Raw genomic sequence first — 25,796 nt, 5'->3', positions numbered from 1 at the left:
CCTTAGTGTGTTTGTTCTTTGGCGTGGGGATCAGCCCGGATTGCGCTCTGCCCAGCCTGCAAAGATCCGCTCCAGCGCGACCACGGCGTAATAAAGCACGATCCCAAGTGCGGCGAGCGCGATCAGCACCGCAAACATCAGCGGATAGTCAGAGTTTGTTTGGCCAGAGAGGAACAGCGCCCCGAGGCCGCGCCCATGCGGGCTGACAATTTCCACCAGATTGGTGCCGATGAAAGCGAGCGTGACCGAAACCTTCAGCGCGCCAAAAAATTCTGGCAAGGTTTTGGGCAGCGCGATCTTACGAAAGATCGTGAATTTGGAAGCCCCGAGGGCTGCCAGAATATCGCGATATTCGGGTTCGAGCGTCGAGAGGCCGATGCCGACAGAGACCGCAATCGGGAAGAACGAAATCAAGAACGCCATCAAGACGGTGTTGAAGTCATATTGCCCAATGAACACCAGCGCGATCACCGGAACGAGTGTCGCCTTCGGGATCGCGTTAAAGCCCACAAGCAGCGGGTAAAGCCCGGCGCGGGCAATACGCGAAAAGCCCATGACCATGCCAAGCCCGGTGCCAAAGATCACGGCAAGCACCAGCCCCGCGACGGTGCGCCAAAGCGTTTCCCATCCACCCGAGATAAAGAGCGCCTTATATTTCATGAAGGCAGGCGGCAGGTCGGAGGGGGAGGCCATTTTGTAATCTGGCCAATTGTTGATCCAGACCAGCGCCTCCCACAGACCCAAAAAGATCAAGATCGCCAAGAGCGGCACAAGGATTTTTTGCGCGGTTTCCATCAGTGCATGTCTCCGTCGCGGCCCTGTGCCATGCGGATTTGGTCGCGCAACAGGTGCAGCATCTCCACGGCTTTGGGTTCGTACAAAATATCAATCGTGCGGTCGGCGGGCAGATCAACGTCGAGCACATATTGCGTGCGCGCAGGCCGTCCCGAAAGCACCACCACTTGGTCGCCCAAGAACACGCTTTCGCGCAGGTCATGGGTGATCAGCACGCAGGTGAAAGGCTCTGCCGCGCGCAGATCGCGCATCGTTTGCCACAAGTCTTCACGCGTGAAGTTATCCAGCGCGCCAAAGGGTTCATCCATGATGAGAACTTGCGGTTTATGCACCAAAGCGCGGCACAGGCTGGCACGTTGGCGCATCCCGCCCGAAAGCTCAGAGGGTTTCTTGTTCTCAAACCCTTTCAGCCCCACCATGTCCAGCAAATGCGCCGCGCGGCCCTCAGCCTCCGCTTTCGCCATGCTGGGGGCGACGATTTCCAGGGGCAGCATTACGTTTTGCAAGATCGTGCGCCATTCCAGCATGACCGGGTTTTGAAACGCCATGCCCACCGTTTTGCGCGGGCTTGCCACTTCTTCACCGGCCAGCACCACCGCGCCGCTATCGGGCTTCATCAGCCCCGAAACGAGCCGGGTGAGGGTGGATTTCCCGCAGCCCGAGGGGCCAACAACGGCGCAAAACGTGCCTTCTGGCACCTCGATATCCAGCCCGTCCAGCACCGGAAGCGGGCCGTTCTTGGTGCGATAGGCGTGCTTCACGCCTTTGATGTCTATGAATTTTGTCATGTAAGCCCCAAAGGCAACGGGCGCGCTTGACGCGCGGCCCGGAATTCGTCGGGGCGACACAGCGGAAGGAACAAGGCCGTGCCGCCCCTATGACCACATCCCGTGGTCTTATTGCAGGTTCAGGCTGCCATCCGTCGGCAAGAAGGAGGCGTCAAAGATATCGCCCATCGACGGTTTGGTGGTGAACTCATAGGTGGTCGAAAGCTGGTCGATCGCTTTGGCAAAGCGCTCGGCATCCACGCCGCCCAGACCGTGCTCTTTAACGTAATCGGTCAGCACGTTGCCCGAGATCGCCAAGCCAAGACGACGTTCCTCAAGGCTCGCATCGGCAGCGGGGTTTTTGCCCACCAGTGCCTCCACGGCCGCCGCCGGGTCTGCGATGGCATCTTTCCAGCCCATCGCAGTGGCGCGGAGGAAGCCAGTCACTTCGGCCGGGTGGTCCGCGGCGAAATCGGTGTTGACGATGATCGCATTGCCGTAAAGCGCCACGCCATAATCGGCCATCAGGATCAGGCTCACATCATCCGCGGGCACGCCCAGACGCTCTGCATTCAGTGTCGAGGTGAAAGAAAAGCCGGTGATCGCAGCGACCTTACCTTCGGCCAGCATCGGTTCGCGCACCGGGAAGCCAACGGGTTCCACGGTGATTTTGCTCATATCGAGGCCGTTTTCGGCGGCAAAGATCGGGAATTGCGCCCAAGCGCCATCCGGCGGCGGTGCGCCAAGCACTTTGCCTTCCAAATCAGCGGGGGCTTCCACGCCCAAAGATTTACGGCCCACCACGGCAAAAGGCGGCTTGTCATAGATCATCATGATCGCTTTGACCGGCGCGCCGGGGTTTTGGTCCAAAAACTTCATCAAGCTGTTGATGTCGGTGAAGCCCACCGGATAGGCGCCTGTGGCCACTTTCGGAATCGCGTCAAGCGAGCCCGCGCCTTCGGTCACGGTCACGTCCAGCCCTTCGGCCGCGTAATACCCTTTGTCGGCGGCCAGCACATAAGGCGCGGCCGGGCCCTCGAATTTCCAGTCGAGTGCGAAGGGCATGGCGGTTTCGGCGGCAAGCGGCGAGGCGGTCAGCAGCAGCGCCGCGCACAGGCCAAGGCGGTGGAACATAATGTATCCCCTATTGGTTTTTGTTCGGGCAATGCTTGCCCGTGGCTGCGGAAGTCGGAAGAGGGCGCTGCCTCAAGAAGCAGCAAAAGAGGAGAGAATGTGCGGCCTGCGGGCAAAAACGCGGCGGCTGCCTGATTTTTGGGCCATTCGGTAAAAGTTATGCGGAATTCGCCGACGAATCTGCGCCGGGAGGGGCTCTGGCCAATGCGAATGCGAAGTGCCACAAGACGTCAGATTGACGTGAGGGCAGAACGATATGGCGGCGCAGCAAAAAGAGGCGATGGCTTTTGTCGGAGCAAGCGACGAGGCCGGGCTAGAGCGCGCGGCGCATCTGCGCAACGATACGGTGGCCCTTGCGGAGATGGCGGCGCAGCCTAGGGCGCGGTTTGTGGCTTTTTGCCAAGGTGCGGCGTTGCTGGCTCCCGAAGGTGCTGCGCCCGACAAGGTGGTTGGTGCGGGGCTTCAGGCGCTCGGCCCGGAAGATCGCTTGGTTCAGGGCGCGGGCGCGCCGATATTTTTGGGACTGGCCGAGGGTGCGCCGGTTTTCGTTCTCAATTTGCCTGAGGGCACCGCTGCGCCCGAAGGTGCCGACTGGGCCGACTTGCGCGGGGTGTTGCCACGGCTCGACCCGCGCGCGGGCGAAATTGCCGCCACGGCGCGCGCGCTGATCGCTTGGCATCAATCGCATCAGTTTTGTTCAACCTGCGGCGGCCCAAGTGTATTGGCGCAGGGCGGTTGGCAGCGGCTTTGCCCGAGTTGCGGGGCGAGCCATTTCCCGCGTACCGACCCGGTGGTGATCATGCGCATCACGCGCGGCGATAGCGTATTGCTCGCCCGCTCGCCTGGATGGCCCGAAGGGATGTATTCTTGTCCGGCGGGGTTCATGGAGCCCGGCGAAACCCCGGAAATGGCGGTGCGGCGAGAGGTGTTGGAGGAAACCGGGGTGCAGGTTGGCACCGTGCGGTTTTTGGCAGCGCAACCTTGGCCGTTCCCCGGTTCGCTGATGCTCGGCTGCGCGGGCGAGGCGACAAGCGAAGCGATCACCCTTGATCCGGCTGAAATCGAGGCCGCGCTTTGGGTGCCGCGCGATCGACTTGCGCGCATCTATGCAGGCGAAGACGCAGAGATCCGCGCCGCGCGCCTCGGCACCGTGGCGCGGTGGATGCTGTCAGATTGGCTTTTTCCAGATGTGACGGCGGACAATTGACACCAGCCCCTCGCTTGGGCCAAGCACGGGGGCAGAGCATGCCGCGCGAGCGTGCGCGCGCATTTGGAGACAGCCATGAAATTTTCGAACCGCGTCGATGTGGCCTTGAGCGCCGATCAGCTTTTTGAGCAACTGACGGATCTGGCGGCAATCGAGCGTGCCGCACGGCGCAAGGGCGTTTCCATGCGCCGCTTGGATACGCTGCAAGCCAAAGGCGCGGGCATGTCTTGGGATGTGGGCTTCATGCTGCGTGGGCGCGCGCGGCAGATGATTGTCGATGTGACCCGGTTTGAGCCAGCCGCGTTGGTCGATTACGCGGGCACTTCGTCGAGCTTTGAATTGACGCTTTCGCTTGGCTTCACCACCCTTGCGCCGAACCGTACCCGGCTGACCACAGGGCTAGAGGTGCGCCCGCGCACCTTGGGCGCGCGGCTCTTGCTGCAATCGGCGCGGCTTGGGCGGGCCAATCTTGATCGCCGCTATGACGAGCGGATCAAATCCTTCCTGCGGGAATTGGAGACCCGGGCCGTTTAAGGTCTGAAATTCTCTCACATTAATCGGCACGCGTGCACGCCGCGCGTGTGCTTTTGTGCGCCGTGTCAACTGGTGGCGCTGCGTCATCTTGTCCGGGCAACACCGGGGTTCCTTCGGGTTTAGGCTAAACAAAAGTTTAAAATGCTGCGCTTTCGCGCAAGTTTCATTGCTTTTGCGCAGTCCTGTCGGCGGTTTGCCGGCGCTCTCGCCAAGTCGACAGGTCTTGGCGGCAGAAAGGAGCAAGATGATGCAAGACCTATTTCACCAGTCAACCCGCCGATTGTCAGCACCGCCGCGCCGCCCGCTTAAAGGCTTGCTCCTCGCATCCATCTTGGCCTGTAGCCTGCTGCCCGGACTATCGTTCGGGCAGGCGGCCCCGATCACCATGACCGAACTTGAGGCACTCGATAATTCTACGACTGATGCCCTGGCGGTAAGCGCCGATGGGTCGGTGATTGCGGGCACAAGCTTCGGGGGCACACCGTCTATCAGATACGCCGTGCGCTGGACCAATGGCGCGAATGTCACAGCGCTTGATCACTTGGGATCTCATGCGATGGTCAATGGCGTCAGCGCGGACGGCAGCACAATTATCGGCGCAAGCTATAATTCTTCGGGTCGGTTTCACGCGGTCCTCTGGCGCGGCACGGGCGTGACAGATTTAGGCCTACTAGAGACCGGAGAGTTTTCTACCGCGACGGATGTAAGTGCCGATGGCAGTGTGGTGGTCGGGCAAAGCAGGATAAATTCCACCTCAATTTATCACGCCTTTCGATGGCAAGATGGGGTGATGACCGATCTTGGCGTGATGAACGGTAATGGCTCTGAAGCCACTGCGGTTAGTGCCGACGGTGCTGTTGTGGTCGGCAATCTCCATAACGTTCTTCCAAATTATAATACACGTGCTTTTCGGTGGGATTCTAGCGGGATGGTCGAGCTTGGCACATTTGGAGGCAATGAGTCCCGGGCTTTTGACGTGAATCTAGATGGCAGTGTTATCGTAGGCGAAGCGCAGATCGCTTCGGCGCAATATCGTGCGTTCCGTTGGGAAGGCGGCGTGATGGGCGATCTTGGCACTTTGGGCGGAGACGGCAGCCGCGCTCTTGTTGTGAGCAGCGATGGATCTGTGGTGGCAGGGTGGAGCTACACAGTTGGCTCATCTCAGCAACATGCGTTTCGGTGGACGCAAGCGGAGAATATGGTGGATTTGGGCACCCTTGGCGGGCTGACTTCCGAAACCACCGACATGAGCGCGGACGGGGCTGTGGTTGTGGGGAACGCGCTCACGAGCGGAAATCAGACGCACGCCTTTCGTTGGGTTGATGGGGTGATGACCGATCTGGGGGTGCTAAATGGCACGTCTTATTCTTACGCGCGCGCGGTCAGTGACGATGGGACCACCGTTGTCGGTCTAAGCGGAACGCGCGCCTTCATCTACCGCGACACCTCGGGGATGCTTGATCTGGAGAATACCGGCGCGTCGATGGCTGCGACGGCGGGCGATTTGGGCGCCGCTGGGGCGCAGCAATTGATGAAAGTTGCGCAGGTTGGCACCAATGAAATTCGGCTGATCAACGCCGGGCCGCGGCTTTCGTCGAAAGGGGTGGCAGGTGTGGCGCCGGTGCCGGTCGGGCTGCGCCTTGGGGCTGGTGTGGTGGATGCCTCTGGCTCCGGCACGCTCAGCTTTGGCGATATCGGGGTTGCGGCGGCCGTCGCGCCCGGTTTCACGCTTGGTGGCGCGCTGAGCCTGTCGAGCGGCTCGTCCGATATTGAGACCGTCGATTATGACGGGCAAATGGTGGCGGGGGCGCTGTATCTGCGCCATGAGCCCGCCAATGGTCAGGGGCTGACGTGGAAACTCGCGCTGGCGCATGGTGCGGGCGATGTCGAGGTGATGCGCCCGGCCACGCTTTCCAACACCGAGGCGGGCCATGGGACGACCCGGTTGAGTGCCTCGACGGCGGCGGTTGAACTTGGCTGGCGTAAGCCGCTTGCCCAAGGTGAGGTGACGCCGTATCTGCGGCTTGAGCGCAGCCGGATGAAACGTGCGGGCTATACTGAGGCGAATGATATTGGCTTCCCGGTCACGTGGGAGGGGCAATCGGTTGATCTTTGGGCGGCGACGCTCGGCGTCTCTGGCCGCCAAGTGCTGAGCCCGCGTGACACACTGCGCTACGATATCGGCTTGTCTGTCGATCTGGATCGCGATGCCGATGATATCAGTGGCACGAGCGGCGCCGGGGCGATCACCGCGCCGGCGCTTGCAGTCAATCACAAGGCGCGGCTTGAGGCATCAATTGGCTATGACCACCGTCTTGCGGCGGGCGGGACCGTCAATCTTGATCTGGGGGTGGCACAAACCGCTTATTCGGCAGGGCTGACGAAGACGCTACGCATCGGCTACGAGACCCGGTTCTAAGCCGCTTAAAGCCAATTATTCATTGGGGTTTTGAAAAGAAAAGGGGGCTTCGGCCCCCTTTAGTCATAGCGTTTGGGGTCTGCCGGATAGGTGCCCAGAATATGCATATGCGAGGTGAAATAGCGCAATTCGTCCAGCGCGAGTTTCACATTCGCATCGTCGGGGTGGCCTTCGATATCGGCGTAAAACTGCGTCGCGGTGAAGGAGCCATCCAGCATATAGCTTTCCAGCTTGGTCATGTTAACGCCGTTGGTCGCAAAGCCACCCATCGCCTTGTAGAGCGCGGCGGGAATGTTGCGCACTTCAAAGACGAAGGTGGTCATCATCTTGTCCGCACGGGCGCGTGGATCGGGTTCGCGGCCCATCACCAAAAAGCGGGTCGTGTTGTGGCCGTGGTCTTCAATATCGCGGGCCAGCACCTCTAACCCGTGGATGCCAGCCGCGAGTTCGGAGGCCAGAACCCCCTCTCCGGGCGTGCGGGTTTGCGCCAGATCGGCCGCAGCGCCCGCGCTATCGGCCGCTGCAAGCCCCGTGATTCCATGGGTTTTCAGGAACCGGGCCGATTGCGGCAAAAGCACCAAATGCGCGCGGACGGTCTTGACCTCTTCAAGCTTGGTGCCCGCAAGGCTCATCAACGCAATCCGCACCCGCAAGAAATGCTCGTCGAGAATATGCAGGCCCGATTCCGGCAGCAAACGGTGAATATCGGCCACCCGCCCGTAGGTGGAGTTTTCAATTGGCAGCATCGCTAGATCGGCACGGCTCGACCGCACGGCCTCGATCACCTCTTCAAAGGTGGCGCAGGGCAGGGGGGCAAAGCCCGGACGGGCGCGTTCTGCCGCTTCATGCGAATAAGAGCCAAGCGCCCCTTGAAAGGCGATGAGACCTTGGTTCATCTTGTCCATGTGCTTCTCCCGTTGCGATCGCCTCTCTTAATGGCGCAAGCTGCGCGGCAGGAAAAGCGCGATTAACTGCATAAAAGGCGCCAATCGGTTCTATTTGACGCAGCCGATTCTGGCGCGAAGCGTATATGATCCTTGAAATCTCGTGCCTGACGGGCGTAGATGCGCGCAACGGCAAATAGAATGAAAATCGCGGGGGAGCCATGCTCAAGACGCATATGATGAAGTTGGGAGCCACGCTGTTCGGTGTGGTTCTGTTCTATGGATTGATCTCCTTTACCTCGGCGACGCTGTTTAACACGCGTCCCGCAACCTCGGTGCCGATCGACGAAAACGGCCGTGCGATCGCCATGGATCCCAATGTTGTGCTCGCCGAAGCCGCGCCGGCCGCCTCGGCCGCGCCCGCCCCGGCTGCTGCGCCCGAAGAAGTGGAAGAGGTCGTTGAACTCGATCCCTTCACCGAAATCGATCCGGCGACGATCGTAGGGGATGCCACCGCGGGCGAAGCGGTGTTCCAAAAGAACTGCAAAACCTGCCACAAAGTTGACGGCAAAAACGCTGTTGGTCCGCACCTCGACGGTGTTGTGGGCCGCGCCACCGGCACGGTGGAAGGCTTCAAATACTCGAAAGCGATGAAAGGCCACACCGGTTACTGGACCGCTGACCGCCTGACCGCTTACCTGACCGAGCCGAAAGCCGAAGTGCCGAAAAACAAAATGGCCTTCGCGGGCTTCAAAGACGACACCCAGTCGATGCAAGACGTGATCGCTTATCTCTACTCTGTGTCGCAATAAGCGCTAAGAAAACCAATTCCAGGGTTTGCAAGGGCTGCTCCAATGGGGCGGCCCTTTGCTTTTGCGCGCTCCAACGCACGGCTCACACCATTGCAACTTGCCCCCGCCGCCCGGACGCCCTTTAGTAGTCGCAAAGAGGGAGATAGGCATGGCACGAGTAGCGGTTGCGGCACGGCAGATCGAAGAACGCGGGCGGTTTTTGAGCGCTTTGGGCGCGGGGCTTGTGGCTTTGGCGCTGGCGGGTGGCGTTGCAACGCAGGTGCGGGCGGCGGATACGGTTTCTGTTGCGGCGATTGCGACCTTGGGGGATGTCAAATACGACTCCGGTTTTTCGCATCTTGATTACGTCAACCCCGAGGCCCCAAAGGGCGGCGAAATCTCCGAATGGGCGCCGGGGGCCTTTGACAATTTCAACCCCTTCACGATCAAGGGCCGCGCTGCGGCGCTGGCCTCTGCGCCTCTTGAAACCATGCTCACAGGCACTGCCGACACGGTGGGGGAGGCGTATTGCCTGCTGTGCGAGAGCTTTGAATACCCCGAGAGCAAGGATTGGGTGATCTTCACCCTACGCGATGGGATTACCTTCTCCGATGGGACGCCGCTCACCGTGGCTGATGTGCTCTTTTCCTATGAGCAAATGCGCGACAAGGGGCTTTCGAGCTTCCGCGCGGTGGTGGCGCAGCAGATTGCGGGCGCCGAGGTGCTCGATGACCGCCGGATCAAATTCACCTTCACGGCCGACGCGCCGCGCCGTGACATCATCCAACTGGCGGGCGGCTTGCCGGTATTTTCCAAGGCGCAGTTTGAAAACGCTGGGCTCGCATTGGACGAGCCAAGCCAAGTGGCGCTGATTGGCTCGGGGCCATACGTGTTCGACAGCGCCAAAGATGGGCGGACGGTCGTGTGGAAGCGCAACCCCGACTATTGGGGCGAAACCCTGCCGATCAATGTGGGGCGCAACAACTTCGACCGGATCCGGGTGGAATATTACGGCGATTACCAAGCCGCGTTTGAGGGGTTCAAATCGGGCAGCTACACGTTCCGAAATGAAACCAGTTCTATCATCTGGGCCACGCAATATGACTTCCCGGCGATGACGTCTGGCCATGTGGTCAAAGATGAGTTGCATGATGGCAATGTGGCGAGTGGCCAAGCTTTTGCGATCAACCTGCGGCGCGAGAAATTTGCCGATATCCGCGTGCGCGAAGCGATTGGGCTGATGTTCAACTTCGAATGGTCAAACGAGTCGCTCTTTTACGGGCTTTATGCGCGGATCAATTCGATTTGGGAAAACTCGCCCCTCGCTGCCAGCGGCGCGCCGGGGCCAGAGGAACTGGCGCTTCTTGAACCCTTCGCGGCGGACCTTCCCGAAGGTGTGCTGAACGACGAGGCCGTGATGGCCCCGGTTTCGGGGGCGCGCCAACTTGATCGGCGCAACATGCGCCGTGCGGCGGCGCTATTGGATGAAGCCGGTTGGGAAGTGGGCGATGACGGGATGCGCCGCAATGCGCAAGGCGCGCTTCTGACCGTTGAGTTCCTCAATGACAGTCAAAGCTTTGACCGGGTCATCAACCCCTTTGTCGAAAACCTGCGCGCACTGGGCGTGGATGCGAAAATGGCCCGCGTGGATGATGCGCAATATGAAGCGCGCCGCCGCAGCCATGACTTTGACCTGATCACCACCCATTTCGGGCAGGACCTGATCCCGGGGTCTGGCTTGCAGCAATACTTCGGCTCGGGCGCGGTGGGGGATGTGTTCAATGCGGCGGGGCTGGCGAACCCCGCGGTGGATGCGCTCATTCGCAAAGTGGAAGAGGCGCAGACGCAAGAGGAACTGCTGCCGCGCGTCCAAGCGCTTGATCGTGTGTTACGCGCGCTTCGGTTCTGGGTGCCGCAATGGTACAAAGACAAATACACCGTCGCTTACTATGACATGTATGAGCACCCCGAGACCTTGCCGCCCTATACGCTGGGCGAGACGGACTTCTGGTGGTATAACGCCGAAAAAGCCGCAAAACTGAAAGCGGAAGGGGCTATCTAAGCCCAATACCCTTCGGATTTGTTGAAAAAGTGCAAGGCAGAAAGAGACGATGGGCGCCTATATCCTGCGGCGGTTGATGCTGGTTTTGCCGACGTTGTTCGGCATCATGCTGATCAACTTTGCGCTGACGCAATTTGTTCCCGGTGGGCCGATTGAGCAAATCATAGCCCGTGTGCAGGGCGAGGCGGATTCCACCCGCAATATCACCGGTGGCGCCGATGCGGGGCAGGGCCAAGGCATGGAAGACAGCACCTATCAAGGTGCGCGCGGTATTTCGCCTGATTTGCTCGCGCAGCTTGAGGTGCAGATGGGCTTTGCCCGTATCACCTGTGAAGACGGCTTTACCGGCACGCCAGACCTCAAAGACCCGGCCTGCGGGACCGAAAAAATCTCTGCGACCGAACGCTTCGTCACGATGATGGGCAACTACCTGCGGTTCGATTTTGGCACCTCGTTCTTCAAGAACAAATCGGTGGTGGAACTGGTGATCGATAAGCTGCCGGTCTCGATCTCGTTGGGGCTGTGGTCGACGCTGTTGGCCTATCTGATCTCGATCCCGCTTGGCATCCGCAAGGCGGTGAAAGACGGTACCGCCTTTGACACTTGGACCTCTGCCGCGATCATCGTCGCTTATGCGATCCCGACATTGGTCTTTGCGGTGCTGCTGATGGTGCTTTTTGCCGGTGGCAGTTTCTTGAGTATTTTTCCGGCGCGGGGGCTGACCTCGGATGACTGGCATACGCTCAGCCTCACTGGAAAAGCGGTCGATTACCTTTGGCACATTGTCCTGCCAACGGTGGCGATCACGCTTTCTTCCTTTGTTACACTGACGCTGCTGACGAAGAACTCCTTCTTGGACGAGATCAACAAGCAATATGTCATGACCGCCCGCGCCAAGGGCCTGACCGAGCGGCGCGTGCTTTACGGCCATGTGTTCCGCAATGCGATGCTGATCGTTATCGCGGGTTTCCCGGGGCTGTTCCTGAGCGTTTTGTTCTCCGGCTCGCTGATCATTGAAACCGTCTTCTCGCTCGATGGGCTGGGGCTCTTGGGCTACCAAGCAGCGGTGGAGCGGGATTACCCGCTTGTCTTCGGCTCGCTTTACGCCTTTGGCCTGATCTCGCTGGTGATCGGGATCGTGTCGGACATCACCTACACCCTTGTCGATCCGCGGATCGACTTTGAGAAGAGGGCGGGCTGATGGCACTGTCTCCGCTTGCCCGCCGCCGCTGGCGCAACTTCCGCGCCAATCGCCGTGCGTTCTATTCGCTGCTGATTTTCAGCGTTCTTTTTATCGCCTCGCTGTTTGCGGAATTCATCGCCAATGACCATCCGCTGGTGGTGAAATATCGCGGTGAATATTTTTACCCGGTCACCAACTTTTACCCCGAAACCGCCTTTGGCGGCGATTTCCGGACCGAGGCGGTTTATTCTGATCCGGGCGTGCAATGTCTGATCATCTCGGGCGGGGCAGAGGCTTGTTGGGATGACCCCGAGGGCATCATGGAAGAGGTGCAAAGCCAAGGCACGGTTGAGGGCGCGCCCGTGGAGGAGGGCTGGATTCTCTGGCCGCCGATCCCCTACCATTATCGCACCATCAACAATGTGGGCACCGCGCCTTCGGCCCCTGATGCCGATCATTGGCTCGGCACCGATGACACCGCGCGCGATGTGGCCGCGCGGGTGATTTATGGCTTCCGTATCTCGGTGGCTTTCGCGCTGATCGTGGCGGCGGCTTCGTCGGTTCTGGGTATCGCGGCGGGGGCTGTGCAGGGCTATTTCGGCGGCAAGGTCGATCTGATCTTTCAACGTTTGTTGGAGATCTGGTCCTCCACCCCCTCGCTTTATGTGATCATCATCCTGTTCGCGATCTTGGGGCGGTCGTTCTGGCTGTTGGTGTTTGTCACCATCCTCTTTGGGTGGCCCGCGCTCACAGGCGTCGTGCGCGCCGAGTTTTTGCGCGCGCGTAACTTTGAATATGTGCGCGCGGCGCGGGCGCTTGGCGTTTCGGATGCGGTGATCATGTTCCGCCATATCCTGCCCAATGCGATGGTGGCGACGCTCACCATGCTGCCCTTTGTGATCACCGGCGCGATCTCTGGCCTAGCTACGCTGGACTACCTTGGCTATGGTCTGCCCTCTTCGGCACCCAGCCTTGGGGAGTTGGCGCTGCAAGCCAAAAACCACCTGCAATCGCCGTGGCTCGCCTTCACCGCATTCGTGACCTTTGCCACCATGCTCTCGCTTTTGGTCTTTATCTTCGAGGGGCTGCGCGACGCCTTCGATCCGCGCAAGGTGTTCAAATGAGCCGCCCCATGGAAACTGTTCTTTCTGTTGAAAACCTCCGTGTCAGTTTCCGCCAAGAGGGGCGTCAGATCCCGGCGGTGAAAGGGGTGAGCTTCACCGTTGCCAAGGGCGAAACCGTTGCCTTGGTGGGGGAATCTGGCTCGGGCAAATCGGTCACGGCGCTTTCGACCGTGGCGCTTTTGGGCGGCAATGCGCAGACCGAGGGCTCGGTGCGCTATTTGGGCCGCGAGATGGTGGGGGCGGAGGAGCGGGTGCTGCGCGATGTGCGCGGCAATGACATCAGCTTCATCTTCCAAGAGCCGATGACCTCGCTCAACCCGCTGCACACGATCGAAAAGCAATTGGGCGAGAGCCTGAGCATCCACCAAGGGCTGACCGGTCCCGCGGCACGCGCGCGGATCATCGAGTTGTTGCGGCATGTGGGGATTGCCAATGCAGAAACCCGGCTTGCCGACTATCCACACCAGCTTTCGGGCGGGCAGCGTCAGCGGGTGATGATTGCGATGGCGCTCGCCAATGGGCCGGAACTGCTGATCGCCGATGAACCGACAACCGCGCTGGATGTGACGATTCAGGCGCAAATCCTCGACCTGCTGGCGGATCTGAAGCGCGATCTTGGGATGAGCTTGCTCTTTATCTCGCACGACCTTGGGGTGGTCCGCCGGATCGCCGATAAGGTCTGCGTGATGAGCCAAGGCGAGATCGTCGAGCAAGGCCCGGTCGATCAGATTTTCACCAATCCGCAGCACCCCTATACCAAAAAGCTGCTGGCGGCTGAACCTAAAGGCATCGCCGATCCGGTGCCCGAAGGCGCACAGACATTGTTGGAGACCGAGGCCCTCAAGATTTGGTTCCCGGTCAATCGGGGGCTTTTGCGCCGTACGGTCGGCCATGTGAAGGCGGTGAACGGGGCTAGCCTGTCGCTGCGCGCGGGCGAGACGCTGGGGATTGTGGGGGAAAGTGGCTCGGGCAAAACCACGCTTGCGCTCGCGCTGATGCGGCTGATTGCGAGCGAAGGGCCGATCCACTTTGACGGGCAAGATATCTCGCGCTGGCAATCCAAGCAGTTGCGGCCCCTGCGGCGCGATATGCAGATCGTGTTCCAAGACCCTTTTGGCAGCCTGTCTCCCCGCATGACGATTGAACAGATCATCGCCGAGGGGCTTACGGTGCATGGGCTGGAGCCGGGCCGCAACCGCCGCGAAATGGTGGCTGCGATTATGGAAGAGGTGGGGCTCGATCCCGCCGCCATGAGCCGCTACCCGCATGAGTTTTCGGGCGGGCAGCGCCAGCGCATTGCGATTGCCCGCGCGATGATTTTGCAGCCGCGTGTGGTGGTGCTGGATGAGCCGACCTCGGCGCTTGATATGACCGTGCAGGTGCAGATCGTGGAGTTGCTGCGCGACTTGCAGCGCCGCCATGGGCTGGCTTACCTTTTTATCAGCCACGATCTGCGCGTGGTGCGTGCGCTTTCTCACAAGATCATGGTGATGAAATCGGGCGATGTGGTCGAGGCGGGGCCTGCGGCAGAGCTTTTTGCCGCACCCAAAACAGACTATACGCGCGCTCTGTTGGCGGCGGCACTTGGGGAGGTCTGATGAAGATCCTGTTCGTGCATCAGAACTTTCCCGGTCAGTTTCCGCATTTGGCCCCAGCGCTTGTCAAACGCGGCCATGAGGTGCTGGCCCTGACCTCTGAAACGAACAATCGTCCCTCGCCCGTCCGGGTGGTGAAATACCGCAAACCTGAGGAGGTGAAGCTCGAGCCGCGGCTGACGAAAATGTATGCCGAGGTAAGCGAGCGCGGTGTGAAAGCGGCGCGCGCGGCACGGCAATTGCGCGATCAGCACGGTTTCGTGCCGGATGTGATCTTTGGCCATCCGGGTTGGGGGGAGACGCTTTACCTGCGCGAGGTGTGGCCCGAGGCGAAGCTGCTTGTCTATGCGGAGCTAATGTACAAAACCACCGGGCTCGATACCGATTTTGACCCTGAATTTGCCAAGGGTACGCTGGAAGGCCGCATCGCCACTACCGCCCGGTCTGCGCATCTGATCCAGACCTTGGTGCAGGCCGATGCGGCGCTTTCCCCCACCGAGTTTCAGGCCTCGACCTTTCCGCCAGAACTGCGCGCGAAGATCACCATCTGCCATGATGGGGTGAATACTGCGCGGCTCACACCGAACCCGCAGGCCAGTTACACCGTTCCGGGCAAGGACCTGACGCTGCGCGCGGGCGATGAGGTGCTGACCTTCATCAATCGCTCGCTGGAGCCTTACAGGGGCTATCACAGCTTCATGCGCGCGCTTCCTGATGTGCTGGCGGCCCGGCCCGAGGCGCAGGTGCTGATCATCGGGGAGGAAGGGCAAAGCTATGGCGCGGCCCCGCCGGAGGGCAGCTGGAAGCAAAAATTCCTCGATGAGGTCAAAGACCGGCTCGACCTAAGCCGCGTGCATTTTCTGGGGCGTGTGCCTTACGCCGATTTTGTCTCGATCATGCAGGTCGGGCGGGCGCATGCCTATCTGACATATCCCTTCGTGCTGAGTTGGTCGCTGATGGAGGCGATGTCGGCGGGCGCGATGGTGGTGGCCTCTGACACCGCGCCGCTTCGTGAGGTGATCACCGATGGGGTGAACGGCAGGCTCGTTGATTTCTTTGATATCAAGGGCTGGTCCGCAGCGCTGACCGAAGCGCTGGCGCATCCGGAGCGCTATCAAGCGATGCGGCAGGCCGCGCGTGCCTCGGTGGTTGAGAAATACGATCTAGAGACCCATTGCCTGCCGCGGCTGATTGAGTTTGTCGAAACGGCGGGCGGCACGCTTGGCTAAGTAGCCGAGCGCTGTTCTCGTCTGCGACGCAGACGTTCCTTGGGGTTTGGGAAAGCCCCGAGAGCAAAGCACCCGGAGCGTCGTGCCTTCGTGGACGAAATGAAAAGGGCGCCTCGCGGCGCCCAGTCCTGTTTCCGTGGTGGCAAATTGCCGTCAGATCGCCGAGCTGTGCCCGGCTTTCGACAGATCGTAAGCGTCGAAATGGCGCGCGATCATCCGCGTGAGCGGGCGGCCCGGTTCGGGAATCGCGATCCCGCCCTCGGTGATCTCGACCATATCGCCGAATTTCTCCACGCAAGCAGCGAATTCGCTGTCGAGTTGCGCGCCATCGGCGCCCCATTCCTCGACCAGCTCCTTCTTCGAAGCGGCGAAATCGCACATCAGCATCTCGATCAGCCGCGCGCGCATCAGGTCTTCTTTGGTGAAGACGTGGCCGCGGTGGGTCGAGAAGTTGCCCTCACGAATGGCCGAGGTATGCGCGCCCGTGGCGGATTCGTTTTGCGCATAGCCTTGCGGGAATTTCGAGATCGACGAGGCGCCGATCCCCACCAGCGCTTCGGCCAGATCATCGGTGTAGCCTTGGAAGTTGCGGCGCAGTTTGCCTGCACGCAACGCTTTCGAGAGCCCATCGGTGGGCAGCGCGAAGTGGTCGATACCGATGATGTCATAACCCGCTTCGGTGAACAGCTCTTGCGAGCGTTCAAAGAGGCCAAGGCGCGATTGCGGCGTCGGCAGCTGGTCCGCCGGGATCAGCGTTTGACGGCGCGCCATCCACGGCACGTGGGCATAGCCATAAAGCGCCACACGGTCGGGTTTCAGCGTCAGCACCTTTTCGATGCTTTCGGTGATCTTCTCTTTGGTCTGATGCGGCAGGCCATAGAGAATATCGGTGTTCAGGCTGTCGATGCCGCGGGTGCGGATCATATCGACGACCTTGGCGGTCACTTCATAGCTTTGCTCGCGTCCGATCACCGATTGGATGAAGGGGTCGAAGTCTTGGATGCCGATCGAGGCACGGTTCATGCCCGATTGCGCCAGCGCATCCATGCGTTCGTCATCAATCTCATTGGGGTCAATCTCGACCGAGAATTCACCGTTCTCGCCCAGATCCACCGCATCAAAGACGGCATCGGCGACTTTGCGCATGCTGTCGGCGGGCAGCAGGGTTGCGGTGCCGCCGCCCCAATGCAGGCGCGACAGTTTCACGCCCGGCGCGAGGTGCTTTTTCAGCATCCCAAGCTCGGTCACCAGCGTGTCGGCATAAGCCTTCACCGGCGCATCGGTTTGCGTGCCTTGCGTGCGGCAGGCGCAGAACCAGCACAGCCGGCGGCAGAACGGCACGTGGATATAGAGCGAGATCGCGGCTCCGGCCGGAATCGCCTCGATCCATTCGATAAATTTCGACGCGCCCACAGCATTCGAGAAGTGCGGCGCAGTCGGATAGCTGGTATAACGGGGCACCCGAGCGTCGAATAGACCGAGCCGGGCGAGTTGCGATTCATGTTTCATAGGCGTATTCTATCCTTCAAGACGCGCACCAGGATTTGACCCATATCAAGCAAGGCAATGTCTCACGACGACGTGTATCCTGCCTCGTTGCAATGCGGAGATTGCCCGATTCGACATCGGGCCGTCTGTGCGCGTTGCGAGGCCAACGAACTAGATGAACTCGAATCGGTCAAGTACTACCGAAGCTTCGAGGCGGGTCAGACGGTGATCTGGTCAGGCGATAAGATGGACTTTGTGGCCTCTGTCGTCTCCGGAATCGCGACCCTCACACAGACCCTGGAAGACGGTCGGACTCAGATGGTCGGACTGCTTCTTCCCTCTGATTTCGTGGGTCGCCCGGGCCGGGACCGGGCCGCCTACAACATCACCGCAACCACCGATATTCTTATGTGTTGCTTCCGTCGAAAGCCCTTTGAAGAGCTGATGGATCGCACCCCGCATATCGCCCAGCGGCTGCTGCAAATGACCCTCGATGAGCTGGATGCCGCGCGGGAGTGGATGCTGCTTTTGGGGCGTAAAACGGCACGTGAGAAAATCGCGTCACTGCTATCCATTGTCGCACGTCGGGATGCGTCGATACGTCACCGGGGAAATGGCAACAGTTTGACCTTCGATTTGCCTCTGACGCGCGAAGCGATGGCCGATTACCTCGGTTTGACGCTCGAAACCGTCAGTCGGCAGATTTCGGCGCTCAAACGCGATGGGGTGATTGAACTCACGGGCAAGCGTCATGTGATAGTGCCCGATATGGAGCGGTTGCTCATGGAGGCGGGGGATGACAGCGATGGCGGGCTGCTTACCTAAAGCGCTTTGCGCGGCGCTTGTCGTGTTGGTTCCGGTGGTGGCTGCCGCCGAAACCCGCTGCGGCTGGTTTGCCAACCCGACGCCCGGAAACTTCTGGCTGACCGATGCCGATGCCACATGGGAACTGTCCGTGCAGGGCATGGGCGGCGTGCCCGGCTGGGATGATCTGGATTGGGGAGAAGCCGATTTCACCGCGCGCTGGGTCGAGGTGAATGGCCATTACGGCTATGGCTGTGCCTGCATCGAAGGCAGCTTCGGCGCGGCAGCCGAGGGCACGGTGCTCCGTATCACGCGGTTGCGCGCCCTGCCGCTGAGCAAATGCGAAAACGACCCGGCCTTGGCGGGGCCGGGGGAATAAGCCCGAAACCGCCTGTTTTAGGGACCGGACCGCAGGCCGCTTTCCGATGATGAACCATGCAAAAGGGCCGCTCCTTCTGGGCGGCCCTTTGTCTGTTCGATCTTCAGGCGGCGCAGGCCCTCAGTCCTCCATCGCCTCCAGCTCATCAATGAAGCCCGCGATCATATCGAGACCTTTGTTCCAGAATGCCGGGTCCGAAGCATCAAGCCCGAACGGCGCCAAAAGCTCTTTATGGTGTTTCGAGCCGCCCGCTTCGAGCATTTCGAAATACTTGTCTTGGAACTCCGGCAGGCCATCGGCATAGGTCGCGTAAAGCGCGTTCACCAGTCCGTCGCCAAAGGCATAGGCATAGACGTAGAAGGGCGAATGCACGAAATGCGGGATATAGGTCCAGAAAGTCTCATAGCCCTCCATGAATTCAAATGCCGGGCCGAGGCTTTCGCCCTGCACAGACATCCACAGCGCGTTGATATCTTCGGGCGTGAGTTCGCCTTGGGCACGGGCTGCGTGCAGCTTGCATTCGAAGTCATAGAACGCGATCTGGCGCACGACCGTGTTGATCATGTCTTCGACCTTACCCGCGAGCAGTTGCTTGCGCTCGGCGGGCGTCTTGGCGCCATCCAGCAGTGCGCGGAAGGTCAGCATCTCGCCAAAGACGCTGGCTGTTTCGGCCAGTGTCAGCGGCGTGTCGGAAAGCATCGGGCCTTGCTTCGCCGCCAGCACTTGGTGCACGCCATGGCCAAGCTCATGCGCGAGCGTCATCACATCGCGCGGTTTGCCCAAGTAGTTCAACATCACATAGGGGTGCACGGTCGTCACGGTCGGATGGGCAAAGGCGCCGGGCGCTTTGCCGGGCTTCACGCCCGCATCAATCCAGCCCTTGTCGAAGAAGGGCAGCGCAATCTCCGCCATACGAGGGGCAAAGCCTGAATAGGCATTCAGCACCGTCTCACGGGCTTCTTTCCACATGATCTTGCGCGGCGTCTCGGTGGGCAGCGGCGCGTTGCGATCCCAGATTTGCAGCTTCTCAAGACCCAGCCATTTGGCTTTGAGCGCATAGTAACGGTGGCTCAATCGCGGATAGGCGGCGACCACTGCATTGCGCAAAGCCTCCACCACCTCGGGCTCGACATGGTTTGACAAGTGCCGCCCGGTTTGCGGCGTCGGCATCTTGCGCCAGCGATCCTCGATTTCCTTTTCCTTGGCGAGCGTGTTGTGGACGCGGGCGAAAAGCTTGACGTTGTCACCGAACACACGGGCCAATTCGCGCGCCGCCGCTTCGCGTTTGGTGCGGTCATGGTCGCTCATCAGCGTGGTCGCAGCCTCTAGGCTAAGCTCTTCGCCATCAATGGTGAAGGTGAGCGCGGCAGAGGTTTCATCAAACAGCCGATTCCAAGCGGCCGCCCCCACAACGGATTGGTCATGCAGGAACTTTTCCAGCTCATCGGAAAGTTGGTAGGGCTTCATCGCCCGCATCCGGTCAAACACCGGCTTGAAGCGCGCGACCTTTTCATCAGCAAAGACAGCGTCGTATTGCGCGTCTTCGATGCGGTTGAATTCAAGGCTGAAGAACACCAAAGGCGTGGTGAAATTGGTGATCTTGTCTTGCGCATCGGCCATGAATTTGGCGCGGGTCGCATCGGTGGTGCATTGGTAATAGCGCAGCCCCGCGTAAGACATGATCCGCCCGGCGGTGGTCTCAATCGCCTCATAGCGCGTGATACATTCGGCCATCGCTGCCGCATCAAGGCTGGCGAGTTTGCCCTCGTAATCCGTGGCGAAATCGGCGCAGGCCTTTTCAAGCCACTCCATATCGCGGGCAAATTCCGGTGCATCCGGCGCGGGGTAAAGGTCAGTCAGATCCCAATCGGGCAGGGCGCCGAAATCTCCGGCACCTCCTTGCGCGGGCGTGGCATCCAAAACGGGGGCGGGAAAGCTGCGGATCATGAACATCTCCTTCGGTCGGATCAGAGATAGGGCGCAGGTTGGACCCGTGCAAGCATCACCGTTTCCGGGCGACGACGGGCTGTTGCTTAAATTTTCAGCGCTCGCATAGTTTGGCGGCGCTAACGCCCAGTTTCCCCCGGTTTTTCGCCGGGGGCCGCTTTTACTCCCCCAAGGCGCTGCCTAAGCTTTGGACAAGGCCGGAGGAATCACGCGTATGACTGAGAATTTCAACGAAATGTATCAAGGCGGCAAAGTCCGGGAGCCCTACAGGCGGCTTGAAGACTGGACAAATGCTATGCCAACAGAGCTGCGCGCGATGAAACAGGCCGAGGCCGAGGCTTTGTTTCGCCGCATCGGCATCACTTTTGCTGTCTATGGCGAGGGCGGCGACCCGGATCGGTTGATCCCGTTTGACATGTTCCCCCGCGTGTTCACGCAAGATGAATGGCGCAAGCTGGAACGCGGTATCAAGCAGCGCGCGCGTGCGCTCAATGCCTTTTTGCTCGATGTCTATGGCCGCGCCGAAATTGTGCGCGCGGGCAAAATTCCGGGCCGTTTGGTGTTTCAAAACGAGGCTTTTGAACGCGCAGTGACCGGCTTCACGCCGCCGCGCGGGATTTACAGCCACATCGTCGGCATCGACATTGTGCGCACCGGGCCGGATGAGTTTTTCGTGCTGGAAGACAACTGCCGCACGCCCTCGGGTGTGTCTTACATGCTCGAAAACCGCGAGATCATGATGCGGATGTTCCCGCAACTGTTCCGTGAAAACCGGATTGAGCCGGTGGATGGCTACCCCGATGCCCTGCGGCGCACTTTGGCCTCGGTCGCGCCCGCGAAATGCGACCGGGAACCCAATATCGGCATCCTGACGCCCGGCCATTACAACTCCGCCTATTACGAGCACAGCTTCCTGGCCGACTTGATGGGGGTTGAACTGGTCGAGGGGCAGGATCTGTTTGTGGAAGGCGGCTTTTGCTGGATGCGCACTACCGAAGGGCCGAAAAAGCTTGATGTGATCTACCGGCGCATTGATGACGCTTTCCTTGATCCGCTGTGTTTCCGCCCCGATTCCATGCTCGGTATTCCCGGCTTGATGGATGTTTACCGCTCGGGCGGGGTCAGCATTTGTTCCGCCCCCGGCGCGGGCGTCGCCGATGACAAGGCGGTCTATACCTTTGTTCCCGAGATGGTGCGCTTCTACCTTGGCGAAGAGCCGCTGTTGAACAACGTGCCCACATGGCAATGCGCCAAGCCCGATGACTACAAATACGTTTTGGAGAATATGGCCGAACTGGTGGTGAAAGAAGTGCATGGCTCGGGCGGCTACGGCATGTTGGTGGGCCCGAAATCCACCACCGAGCAGATTGAAGCCTTCCGCAAAAAGGTCGAGGCCCATCCCGAAAACTATATCGCCCAGCCGACGCTCGCGCTTTCGGCCACGCCGACCTTCGTGCAAGAGGGGATCGCGCCGCGCCATGTGGATTTGCGGCCCTATTGCTTGGTTGGCGAAAAAATCGAGCTGGTGCCCGGCGGGCTGACCCGCGTCGCGCTAAAGGAGGGCTCGCTTGTTGTGAACTCCTCCCAAGGGGGCGGCGTAAAAGACACTTGGGTTTTGGCGGAGTAAGATCATGTTGAGCCGGACCGCAGAAAACCTGTTTTGGATTGCGCGCTATATTGAGCGTGCGGAAACCATGGCGCGCCTGTTGGAAGTGGGCGCCCGGATCGCGCTGATGCCCTCTGCCGGGCATGGCTATCGCAGCGAATGGGAAAGCATCTTGCAAGCCTCGGGCACGGCGGAGGGGTTCTCTGCCAAATATGGCGACCCGGTGCAGCGCAATATCGAAAGCTATCTGTTCTTTGACCGCGACAACCCATCCTCCGTTGTTTCTTGCCTTGAGCGGGCGCGGGAAAATGCGCGCATCGTGCGCACCGCGTTGACCAGCCAAGTTTGGGATGCGCTCAACAGCGCATTTCAAGAAATGCGGCGGCTTGAGCGGATGCCGCGCTCTGAGCTTGAGGTGACCGAACTTACCGAATGGGTGAACCGGCAAGCGGCCTTGGTGCGCGGCGCGATGGATGCCACGCTTTTGCGCAATGATGGCTATAGCTTCCTGAACCTTGGTTTTGCGCTCGAACGCGCCGACAATACCGCGCGGCTCATCGACGTGAAGTATTTCGTGCTTCTGCCCAGTGTCGATTTCGTTGGCTCGGGGCTCGATAACTACCAATGGCAAACGCTTTTGCGTGCGCTTTCGGCGCATCGTGCCTTCCATTGGGCCTATGGCGGCGACATCACCGCGGCAAAGATCGCGCATTTCTTGATCTTGAACCCGCAATCGCCGCGCTCGCTCATCACCGCAGTGACGATGGCGATGGATCACCTTGATGCTTTGGCGCGCGGCTATGACAAATCTGGCCCGGCGCAAATGCGCGCCCGCGCGCTTGTGGGCGAAATTTCGGAGACCCGCGTCGAAGAGATTTTCGACGAGGGCCTGCATGAGTTTCTGACCCGGTTCATTCGCGATGTCAGTGAACTGACAGAGATGGTGCAGGCAGCCTATTTGAGCGGAGAAGCGCGATGATCCTCACGGTCAATCATGTCACCACCTATGAATACGACGCGCCGATGCGCGGGGCGGTGCAATCGCTGCGGCTGTTTCCGGCGCGGTTTGACGGGCAGCGCACGATCCGCTGGGATGTAGAGGTGCTGGGCGGCACGCGTGGCGGCAGCTTCCGCGATGGCGCAGGCGATAAGGTCGAGGGTTGGTCGATCCGGGGCCCGGTGAGCGAGGTCACAATCTCGGTCGTGGGGCAGGTCGACACAACCGATACCGCAGGCGTGTTGCGCGGGCATCGCGAAACCGTCTCCCCCCTTGCTTACATGCGCGAAACCACGGCGACGTGGCAAAGCGCGGAAATCCGTGATTTGGCGCATCAAGCGGTTGAGGGCGCGAGCGATACGCTGGATCGCGCGCACAGGCTTTCGAATGCGGTGGCGGAGGCGATTGCTTATCGCCCCGGCGTGACCCATGCCCATACCACGGCGGCAGAGGCTTTGGCGCAGGGGGAGGGGGTCTGCCAAGATCACGCCCATGCGCTGATTGCTTGCGCGCGCGCGCTGGGCCTGCCGGCGCGCTATGTCTCGGGTTATCTGTTTGCCCGCGAGGATGGGGAGGCGCATGAAGCCGCGCATGCTTGGGCCGAGATCTGGATCGAAAGCATCGGCTGGATCGGTTTTGACCCGGCCAATCAATGCTGCCCTGATGCGCGGTTCATTCGGCTGGGGTCTGGCCTTGATGCGCGCGAAGCCGCGCCGATCAAGGGCGTTGCCCAAGGCGAGGGTGCAGAGCGACTTGAGGTAACGGTTGCCTTGGAACAGGTCCAGCAATAGGGTGCCGCTGGCGCTGTGCCGGGGGGCAGGGAATAAGACATGACTTACTGCGTAGGCCTTCTGCTCGACGAGGGCATGGTGCTTTTGAGCGACACGCGCACCAATGCGGGGCTCGACAATATTGCGACCTATCGCAAGATGTTCGTCTTTGAAGAGCCGGGCGAGCGGGTGATCACCATCCTCACCGCGGGCTCGCTTTCTGTTACGCAAACCGCGCTGGCGCGGCTGCGTGAGGCGATCGACCAGCCAGAGGCGAACGAAGAAACCTCGATCATGCGCGCGCCCACCATGCTGAAGGTGGCAGAGATCATTGGCAACACGCTCGCCAGCGTGCGCCAAGACATCGAGCATAAGATGAACGCGGCCAAGGTCTCGGTCTCGGCCTCGATGATCGTGGCGGGGCAGCGCAAAGGCGGCACGATGCGGTTGTTCCTTGTCTACCCGGAAGGCAATTTCATTGAAGCCACGGAAGACACGCCGTTCTTGCAAATTGGCGAGCATAAATACGGCAAGCCGATCTTGGATCGGGTCGTGAGGGTCGCCACCACGCTTGAAGATGCGCAAAAGGCGGTGCTGCTTTCTATGGATTCGACGCTGCGCTCAAACCTCTCTGTCGGGATGCCGCTCGATCTGGCGGTGATTGCGCGGGATGAATGCCGGGTGACGATGAAGCGGCGGATCGAAAAAGACGATCCGCAATTTGCACAGATGTCACAAGATTGGTCTGAGGCGCTGTGCCAAGGGTTCAGCAAGATCACGCTCTAGGTTCAGCGCCCTAGCGCGCTTAGCCGATAGCGTGAAAATGCTCTGACGCGCCCGCAAAGCAAGCGACGCAGCCGTCATAAAACCGACGGCGGCGTTCTTCGCTTTCCATCATCAATTCGTGCTCGGCACCTTCAAAAATCTCAAGCCGCCCTTTCGGCCAGCGGTGCATCCGGTCAAAGACGGCGCTGGTTTCAATGATCCGTTCATTGGAGCCAATCGCGCAGTAGCAGGGCAGATCGGGCGAGGGATGCTCGTCAAGATCTTCGCATTCCAAGATCCCTTCGCAGACCCATTGCAGGCTGGGGCCGGAAAGCGTGATCGCGGGCAGTTCATGCAGGTGGTTGAGCATGAAGGCCCACATGCCCGCATCTTTGGTCAGCTTGTTGTCGAGAAACGGCGCGCGCAGAACATAGCTTTGCGCGCTGAACCCCGGCGGATAGATCATCGACAAGGGACCGTTGCGCAGAATTTGCGCAAGCGCCGGGCCAATGGGTTGGATCAGTTTTGGCAGGCCAATTTCCCACATCGGTGCCGAAAAGGCGGCTGCGGTAAACGGATGCGTGCCCATGATCCGGCGCAGGCCAATCGCCCCGCCCATCGAATGGCCGAGCACAAACCAAGGCCGGGGCAGGCAAAACCGTGCGGCGGCGTCCAAGACCGCGTCAAAGTCGCGCTGATAGTCGCCAAATTCGGCGACATGCCCCTTCACCGGATCGGCGCAAAGCCGATCTGCCAGCCCTTGCCCGCGCCAGTCGATGGCGAGCATGGCATAGCCCCGCGCCAGAAACTCGCCGGCTGCGGGGCCATATTTTTCGATATATTCGGTGCGTCCGGGCAGCAGGAAGACCGTGCCCTTCGACCCCGCCTTTGACCAAACCGCTAAGCGAATGCGCACCCCGTCAGCGGCCTTGAGCCACCAAGCAGAGCCCCCTTCGGGGCCACGTGCGAGGTCGTTGTAAAGCGGGGCCTCTTCGATCACGAAAGTGCCGCGCCAAGCTGCATCGCCAGCCCCATCGAGCCGTCGATTTTCAGCTTGCCCTGCATGAAGGCCATCGTCGGGTTCACATCGCCCGAAAGCATCCCGCGGAAGGTGTCCGTGTCGGCGGTCAGCGTCACTTCGGCATCGTCGTCGCCTGCGCGCACGCCATCTGGGTCGGCAATGATCGAGCCTTCGCCCTCAATGACGAATTTCGCAGTCGACGAGAAGCCGTTGGGCAGCTTTTCCGACAGTTGTTCCACGGCCTTTTCGATGACGATGCTCATGTTCCCTCCGAATGTGGTTTGGCCTCTCGCTT

Annotated in this window: 23 protein-coding genes; 15 read left to right on the top strand and 8 right to left on the bottom strand. The window is 60.3% G+C overall.

Features of this window, described 5'->3' with window-relative positions; translation table 11 throughout:
- Positions 1-30: 30 nt before the first annotated feature.
- The 3 genes from CRO18_RS17220 to CRO18_RS17210 form a co-directional block, all read right to left on the bottom strand.
- Positions 31-795, bottom strand: a complete 765-nt coding sequence (locus CRO18_RS17220) for an ABC transporter permease (protein WP_076484068.1) — start codon at positions 793-795, stop codon at positions 31-33.
- Positions 795-1,583, bottom strand: a complete 789-nt coding sequence (locus CRO18_RS17215; protein ID WP_076484067.1) for an ABC transporter ATP-binding protein — start codon at positions 1,581-1,583, stop codon at positions 795-797. Before CRO18_RS17215 ends, CRO18_RS17220 begins: the two co-directional genes overlap by 1 nt.
- Before the next feature lie 108 nt (positions 1,584-1,691).
- On the bottom strand, positions 1,692-2,696 hold the full coding sequence (locus tag CRO18_RS17210; protein WP_097083031.1) for an ABC transporter substrate-binding protein: 1,005 nt from the start codon (positions 2,694-2,696) through the stop codon (positions 1,692-1,694).
- Positions 2,697-2,952: 256 nt separating this feature from the next.
- Here CRO18_RS17210 and nudC point away from each other — a divergent pair, with 256 nt between their 5' ends.
- The 3 genes from nudC (at position 2,953) to CRO18_RS17195 (ending at position 6,856) form a co-directional block, all read left to right on the top strand.
- On the top strand, positions 2,953-3,903 hold the full coding sequence (gene nudC / locus CRO18_RS17205; protein WP_249276097.1) for an NAD(+) diphosphatase: 951 nt from the start codon (positions 2,953-2,955) through the stop codon (positions 3,901-3,903).
- 75 nt (positions 3,904-3,978) lie between these two features.
- On the top strand, positions 3,979-4,437 hold the full coding sequence (locus CRO18_RS17200; RefSeq protein ID WP_076484065.1) for an SRPBCC family protein: 459 nt from the start codon (positions 3,979-3,981) through the stop codon (positions 4,435-4,437).
- A gap of 313 nt (positions 4,438-4,750) precedes the next feature.
- Positions 4,751-6,856 (top strand): hypothetical protein, encoded by a 2,106-nt coding sequence (locus CRO18_RS17195; RefSeq protein ID WP_170952718.1) that lies wholly within the window; start codon positions 4,751-4,753, stop codon positions 6,854-6,856.
- A gap of 59 nt (positions 6,857-6,915) precedes the next feature.
- On the opposite strand, the gene CRO18_RS17190 is transcribed toward CRO18_RS17195, so the two are convergent.
- Complete coding sequence (locus tag CRO18_RS17190; RefSeq protein WP_083951998.1) at positions 6,916-7,752, bottom strand: prephenate dehydratase; 837 nt, start codon at positions 7,750-7,752, stop codon at positions 6,916-6,918.
- A gap of 227 nt (positions 7,753-7,979) precedes the next feature.
- On the opposite strand from CRO18_RS17190, the gene CRO18_RS17185 reads away from it, so the two are divergent.
- The 6 genes from CRO18_RS17185 (at position 7,980) to CRO18_RS17160 (ending at position 15,724) form a co-directional block, all read left to right on the top strand.
- Positions 7,980-8,552 (top strand): cytochrome c family protein, encoded by a 573-nt coding sequence (locus CRO18_RS17185; protein ID WP_212710174.1) that lies wholly within the window; start codon positions 7,980-7,982, stop codon positions 8,550-8,552.
- A 148-nt stretch (positions 8,553-8,700) separates the two neighbouring features.
- Positions 8,701-10,593 (top strand): extracellular solute-binding protein, encoded by a 1,893-nt coding sequence (locus CRO18_RS17180; protein ID WP_097083028.1) that lies wholly within the window; start codon positions 8,701-8,703, stop codon positions 10,591-10,593.
- 49 nt (positions 10,594-10,642) lie between these two features.
- On the top strand, positions 10,643-11,794 hold the full coding sequence (locus CRO18_RS17175; RefSeq protein WP_097083027.1) for a microcin C ABC transporter permease YejB: 1,152 nt from the start codon (positions 10,643-10,645) through the stop codon (positions 11,792-11,794).
- Entirely contained in the window at positions 11,794-12,900 is a 1,107-nt protein-coding gene (locus CRO18_RS17170; protein WP_097083026.1) for an ABC transporter permease, read from the top strand. Before CRO18_RS17175 ends, CRO18_RS17170 begins: the two co-directional genes overlap by 1 nt.
- An 8-nt stretch (positions 12,901-12,908) precedes the next feature.
- Positions 12,909-14,498 carry an ABC transporter ATP-binding protein gene (locus CRO18_RS17165; RefSeq protein ID WP_097083054.1) on the top strand — a complete coding sequence of 530 codons (1,590 nt, stop codon included), beginning with the start codon at positions 12,909-12,911 and terminating at the stop codon, positions 14,496-14,498.
- Positions 14,498-15,724, top strand: a complete 1,227-nt coding sequence (locus CRO18_RS17160; protein WP_097083025.1) for a glycosyltransferase — start codon at positions 14,498-14,500, stop codon at positions 15,722-15,724. Before CRO18_RS17165 ends, CRO18_RS17160 begins: the two co-directional genes overlap by 1 nt.
- Before the next feature lie 153 nt (positions 15,725-15,877).
- Here the strand turns inward: CRO18_RS17160 and hemN are convergent, their stop codons facing one another.
- Complete coding sequence (gene hemN, locus CRO18_RS17155; protein ID WP_097083024.1) at positions 15,878-17,233, bottom strand: oxygen-independent coproporphyrinogen III oxidase; 1,356 nt, start codon at positions 17,231-17,233, stop codon at positions 15,878-15,880.
- Between the two features lie 57 nt (positions 17,234-17,290).
- On the opposite strand from hemN, the gene fnrL reads away from it, so the two are divergent.
- Positions 17,291-18,037, top strand: coding sequence for a transcriptional regulator FnrL (fnrL, locus tag CRO18_RS17150; RefSeq protein ID WP_076484056.1), 747 nt, complete (start codon positions 17,291-17,293; stop codon positions 18,035-18,037).
- The gene (locus CRO18_RS17145; protein WP_212710168.1) at positions 18,009-18,395 is read left to right on the top strand and encodes a DUF4087 domain-containing protein; all 387 of its coding nucleotides are present in this window, start codon (positions 18,009-18,011) and stop codon (positions 18,393-18,395) included. The genes fnrL and CRO18_RS17145 overlap by 29 nt, the downstream gene beginning before the upstream one ends.
- A gap of 120 nt (positions 18,396-18,515) precedes the next feature.
- Here CRO18_RS17145 and CRO18_RS17140 read toward each other — a convergent pair whose 3' ends face one another.
- Positions 18,516-20,342 carry a M3 family oligoendopeptidase gene (locus CRO18_RS17140; protein WP_097083053.1) on the bottom strand — a complete coding sequence of 609 codons (1,827 nt, stop codon included), beginning with the start codon at positions 20,340-20,342 and terminating at the stop codon, positions 18,516-18,518.
- A 214-nt stretch (positions 20,343-20,556) separates the two neighbouring features.
- On the opposite strand from CRO18_RS17140, the gene CRO18_RS17135 reads away from it, so the two are divergent.
- Genes CRO18_RS17135 through CRO18_RS17120 form a run of 4 tightly spaced genes read left to right on the top strand, consistent with a single transcriptional unit; the run spans position 20,557 to position 24,501 of the window.
- On the top strand, positions 20,557-21,969 hold the full coding sequence (locus tag CRO18_RS17135) for a circularly permuted type 2 ATP-grasp protein (RefSeq protein ID WP_076484054.1): 1,413 nt from the start codon (positions 20,557-20,559) through the stop codon (positions 21,967-21,969).
- A gap of 4 nt (positions 21,970-21,973) precedes the next feature.
- Positions 21,974-22,927: an alpha-E domain-containing protein gene (locus CRO18_RS17130; protein ID WP_076484053.1), complete on the top strand. Its 954-nt coding sequence runs from the start codon at positions 21,974-21,976 to the stop codon at positions 22,925-22,927.
- Positions 22,924-23,736 carry a transglutaminase family protein gene (locus tag CRO18_RS17125; RefSeq protein ID WP_076484052.1) on the top strand — a complete coding sequence of 271 codons (813 nt, stop codon included), beginning with the start codon at positions 22,924-22,926 and terminating at the stop codon, positions 23,734-23,736. Before CRO18_RS17130 ends, CRO18_RS17125 begins: the two co-directional genes overlap by 4 nt.
- 39 nt (positions 23,737-23,775) lie before the next feature.
- Positions 23,776-24,501 (top strand): proteasome-type protease, encoded by a 726-nt coding sequence (locus CRO18_RS17120; RefSeq protein WP_097083022.1) that lies wholly within the window; start codon positions 23,776-23,778, stop codon positions 24,499-24,501.
- 19 nt (positions 24,502-24,520) lie between these two features.
- Here CRO18_RS17120 and CRO18_RS17115 read toward each other — a convergent pair whose 3' ends face one another.
- Both CRO18_RS17115 and CRO18_RS17110 read right to left on the bottom strand, forming a co-directional pair.
- Complete coding sequence (locus tag CRO18_RS17115; RefSeq protein ID WP_097083021.1) at positions 24,521-25,480, bottom strand: alpha/beta fold hydrolase; 960 nt, start codon at positions 25,478-25,480, stop codon at positions 24,521-24,523.
- The gene (locus tag CRO18_RS17110; protein ID WP_076484050.1) at positions 25,477-25,764 is read right to left on the bottom strand and encodes an SCP2 sterol-binding domain-containing protein; all 288 of its coding nucleotides are present in this window, start codon (positions 25,762-25,764) and stop codon (positions 25,477-25,479) included. The genes CRO18_RS17115 and CRO18_RS17110 overlap by 4 nt, the downstream gene beginning before the upstream one ends.
- Between the last annotated feature and the right edge of the window lie 32 nt (positions 25,765-25,796).

Origin of the sequence: Rhodobacter sp. JA431 (genome assembly GCF_900217725.1) — a bacterium.
In the GTDB taxonomy this organism is placed as follows: Bacteria; Pseudomonadota; Alphaproteobacteria; order Rhodobacterales; family Rhodobacteraceae; genus Rhodobacter; species Rhodobacter aestuarii.
The sequence above is the reverse complement of the archived record's forward strand: the minus strand, read 5'-3'. Positions and strand labels throughout refer to the sequence as shown.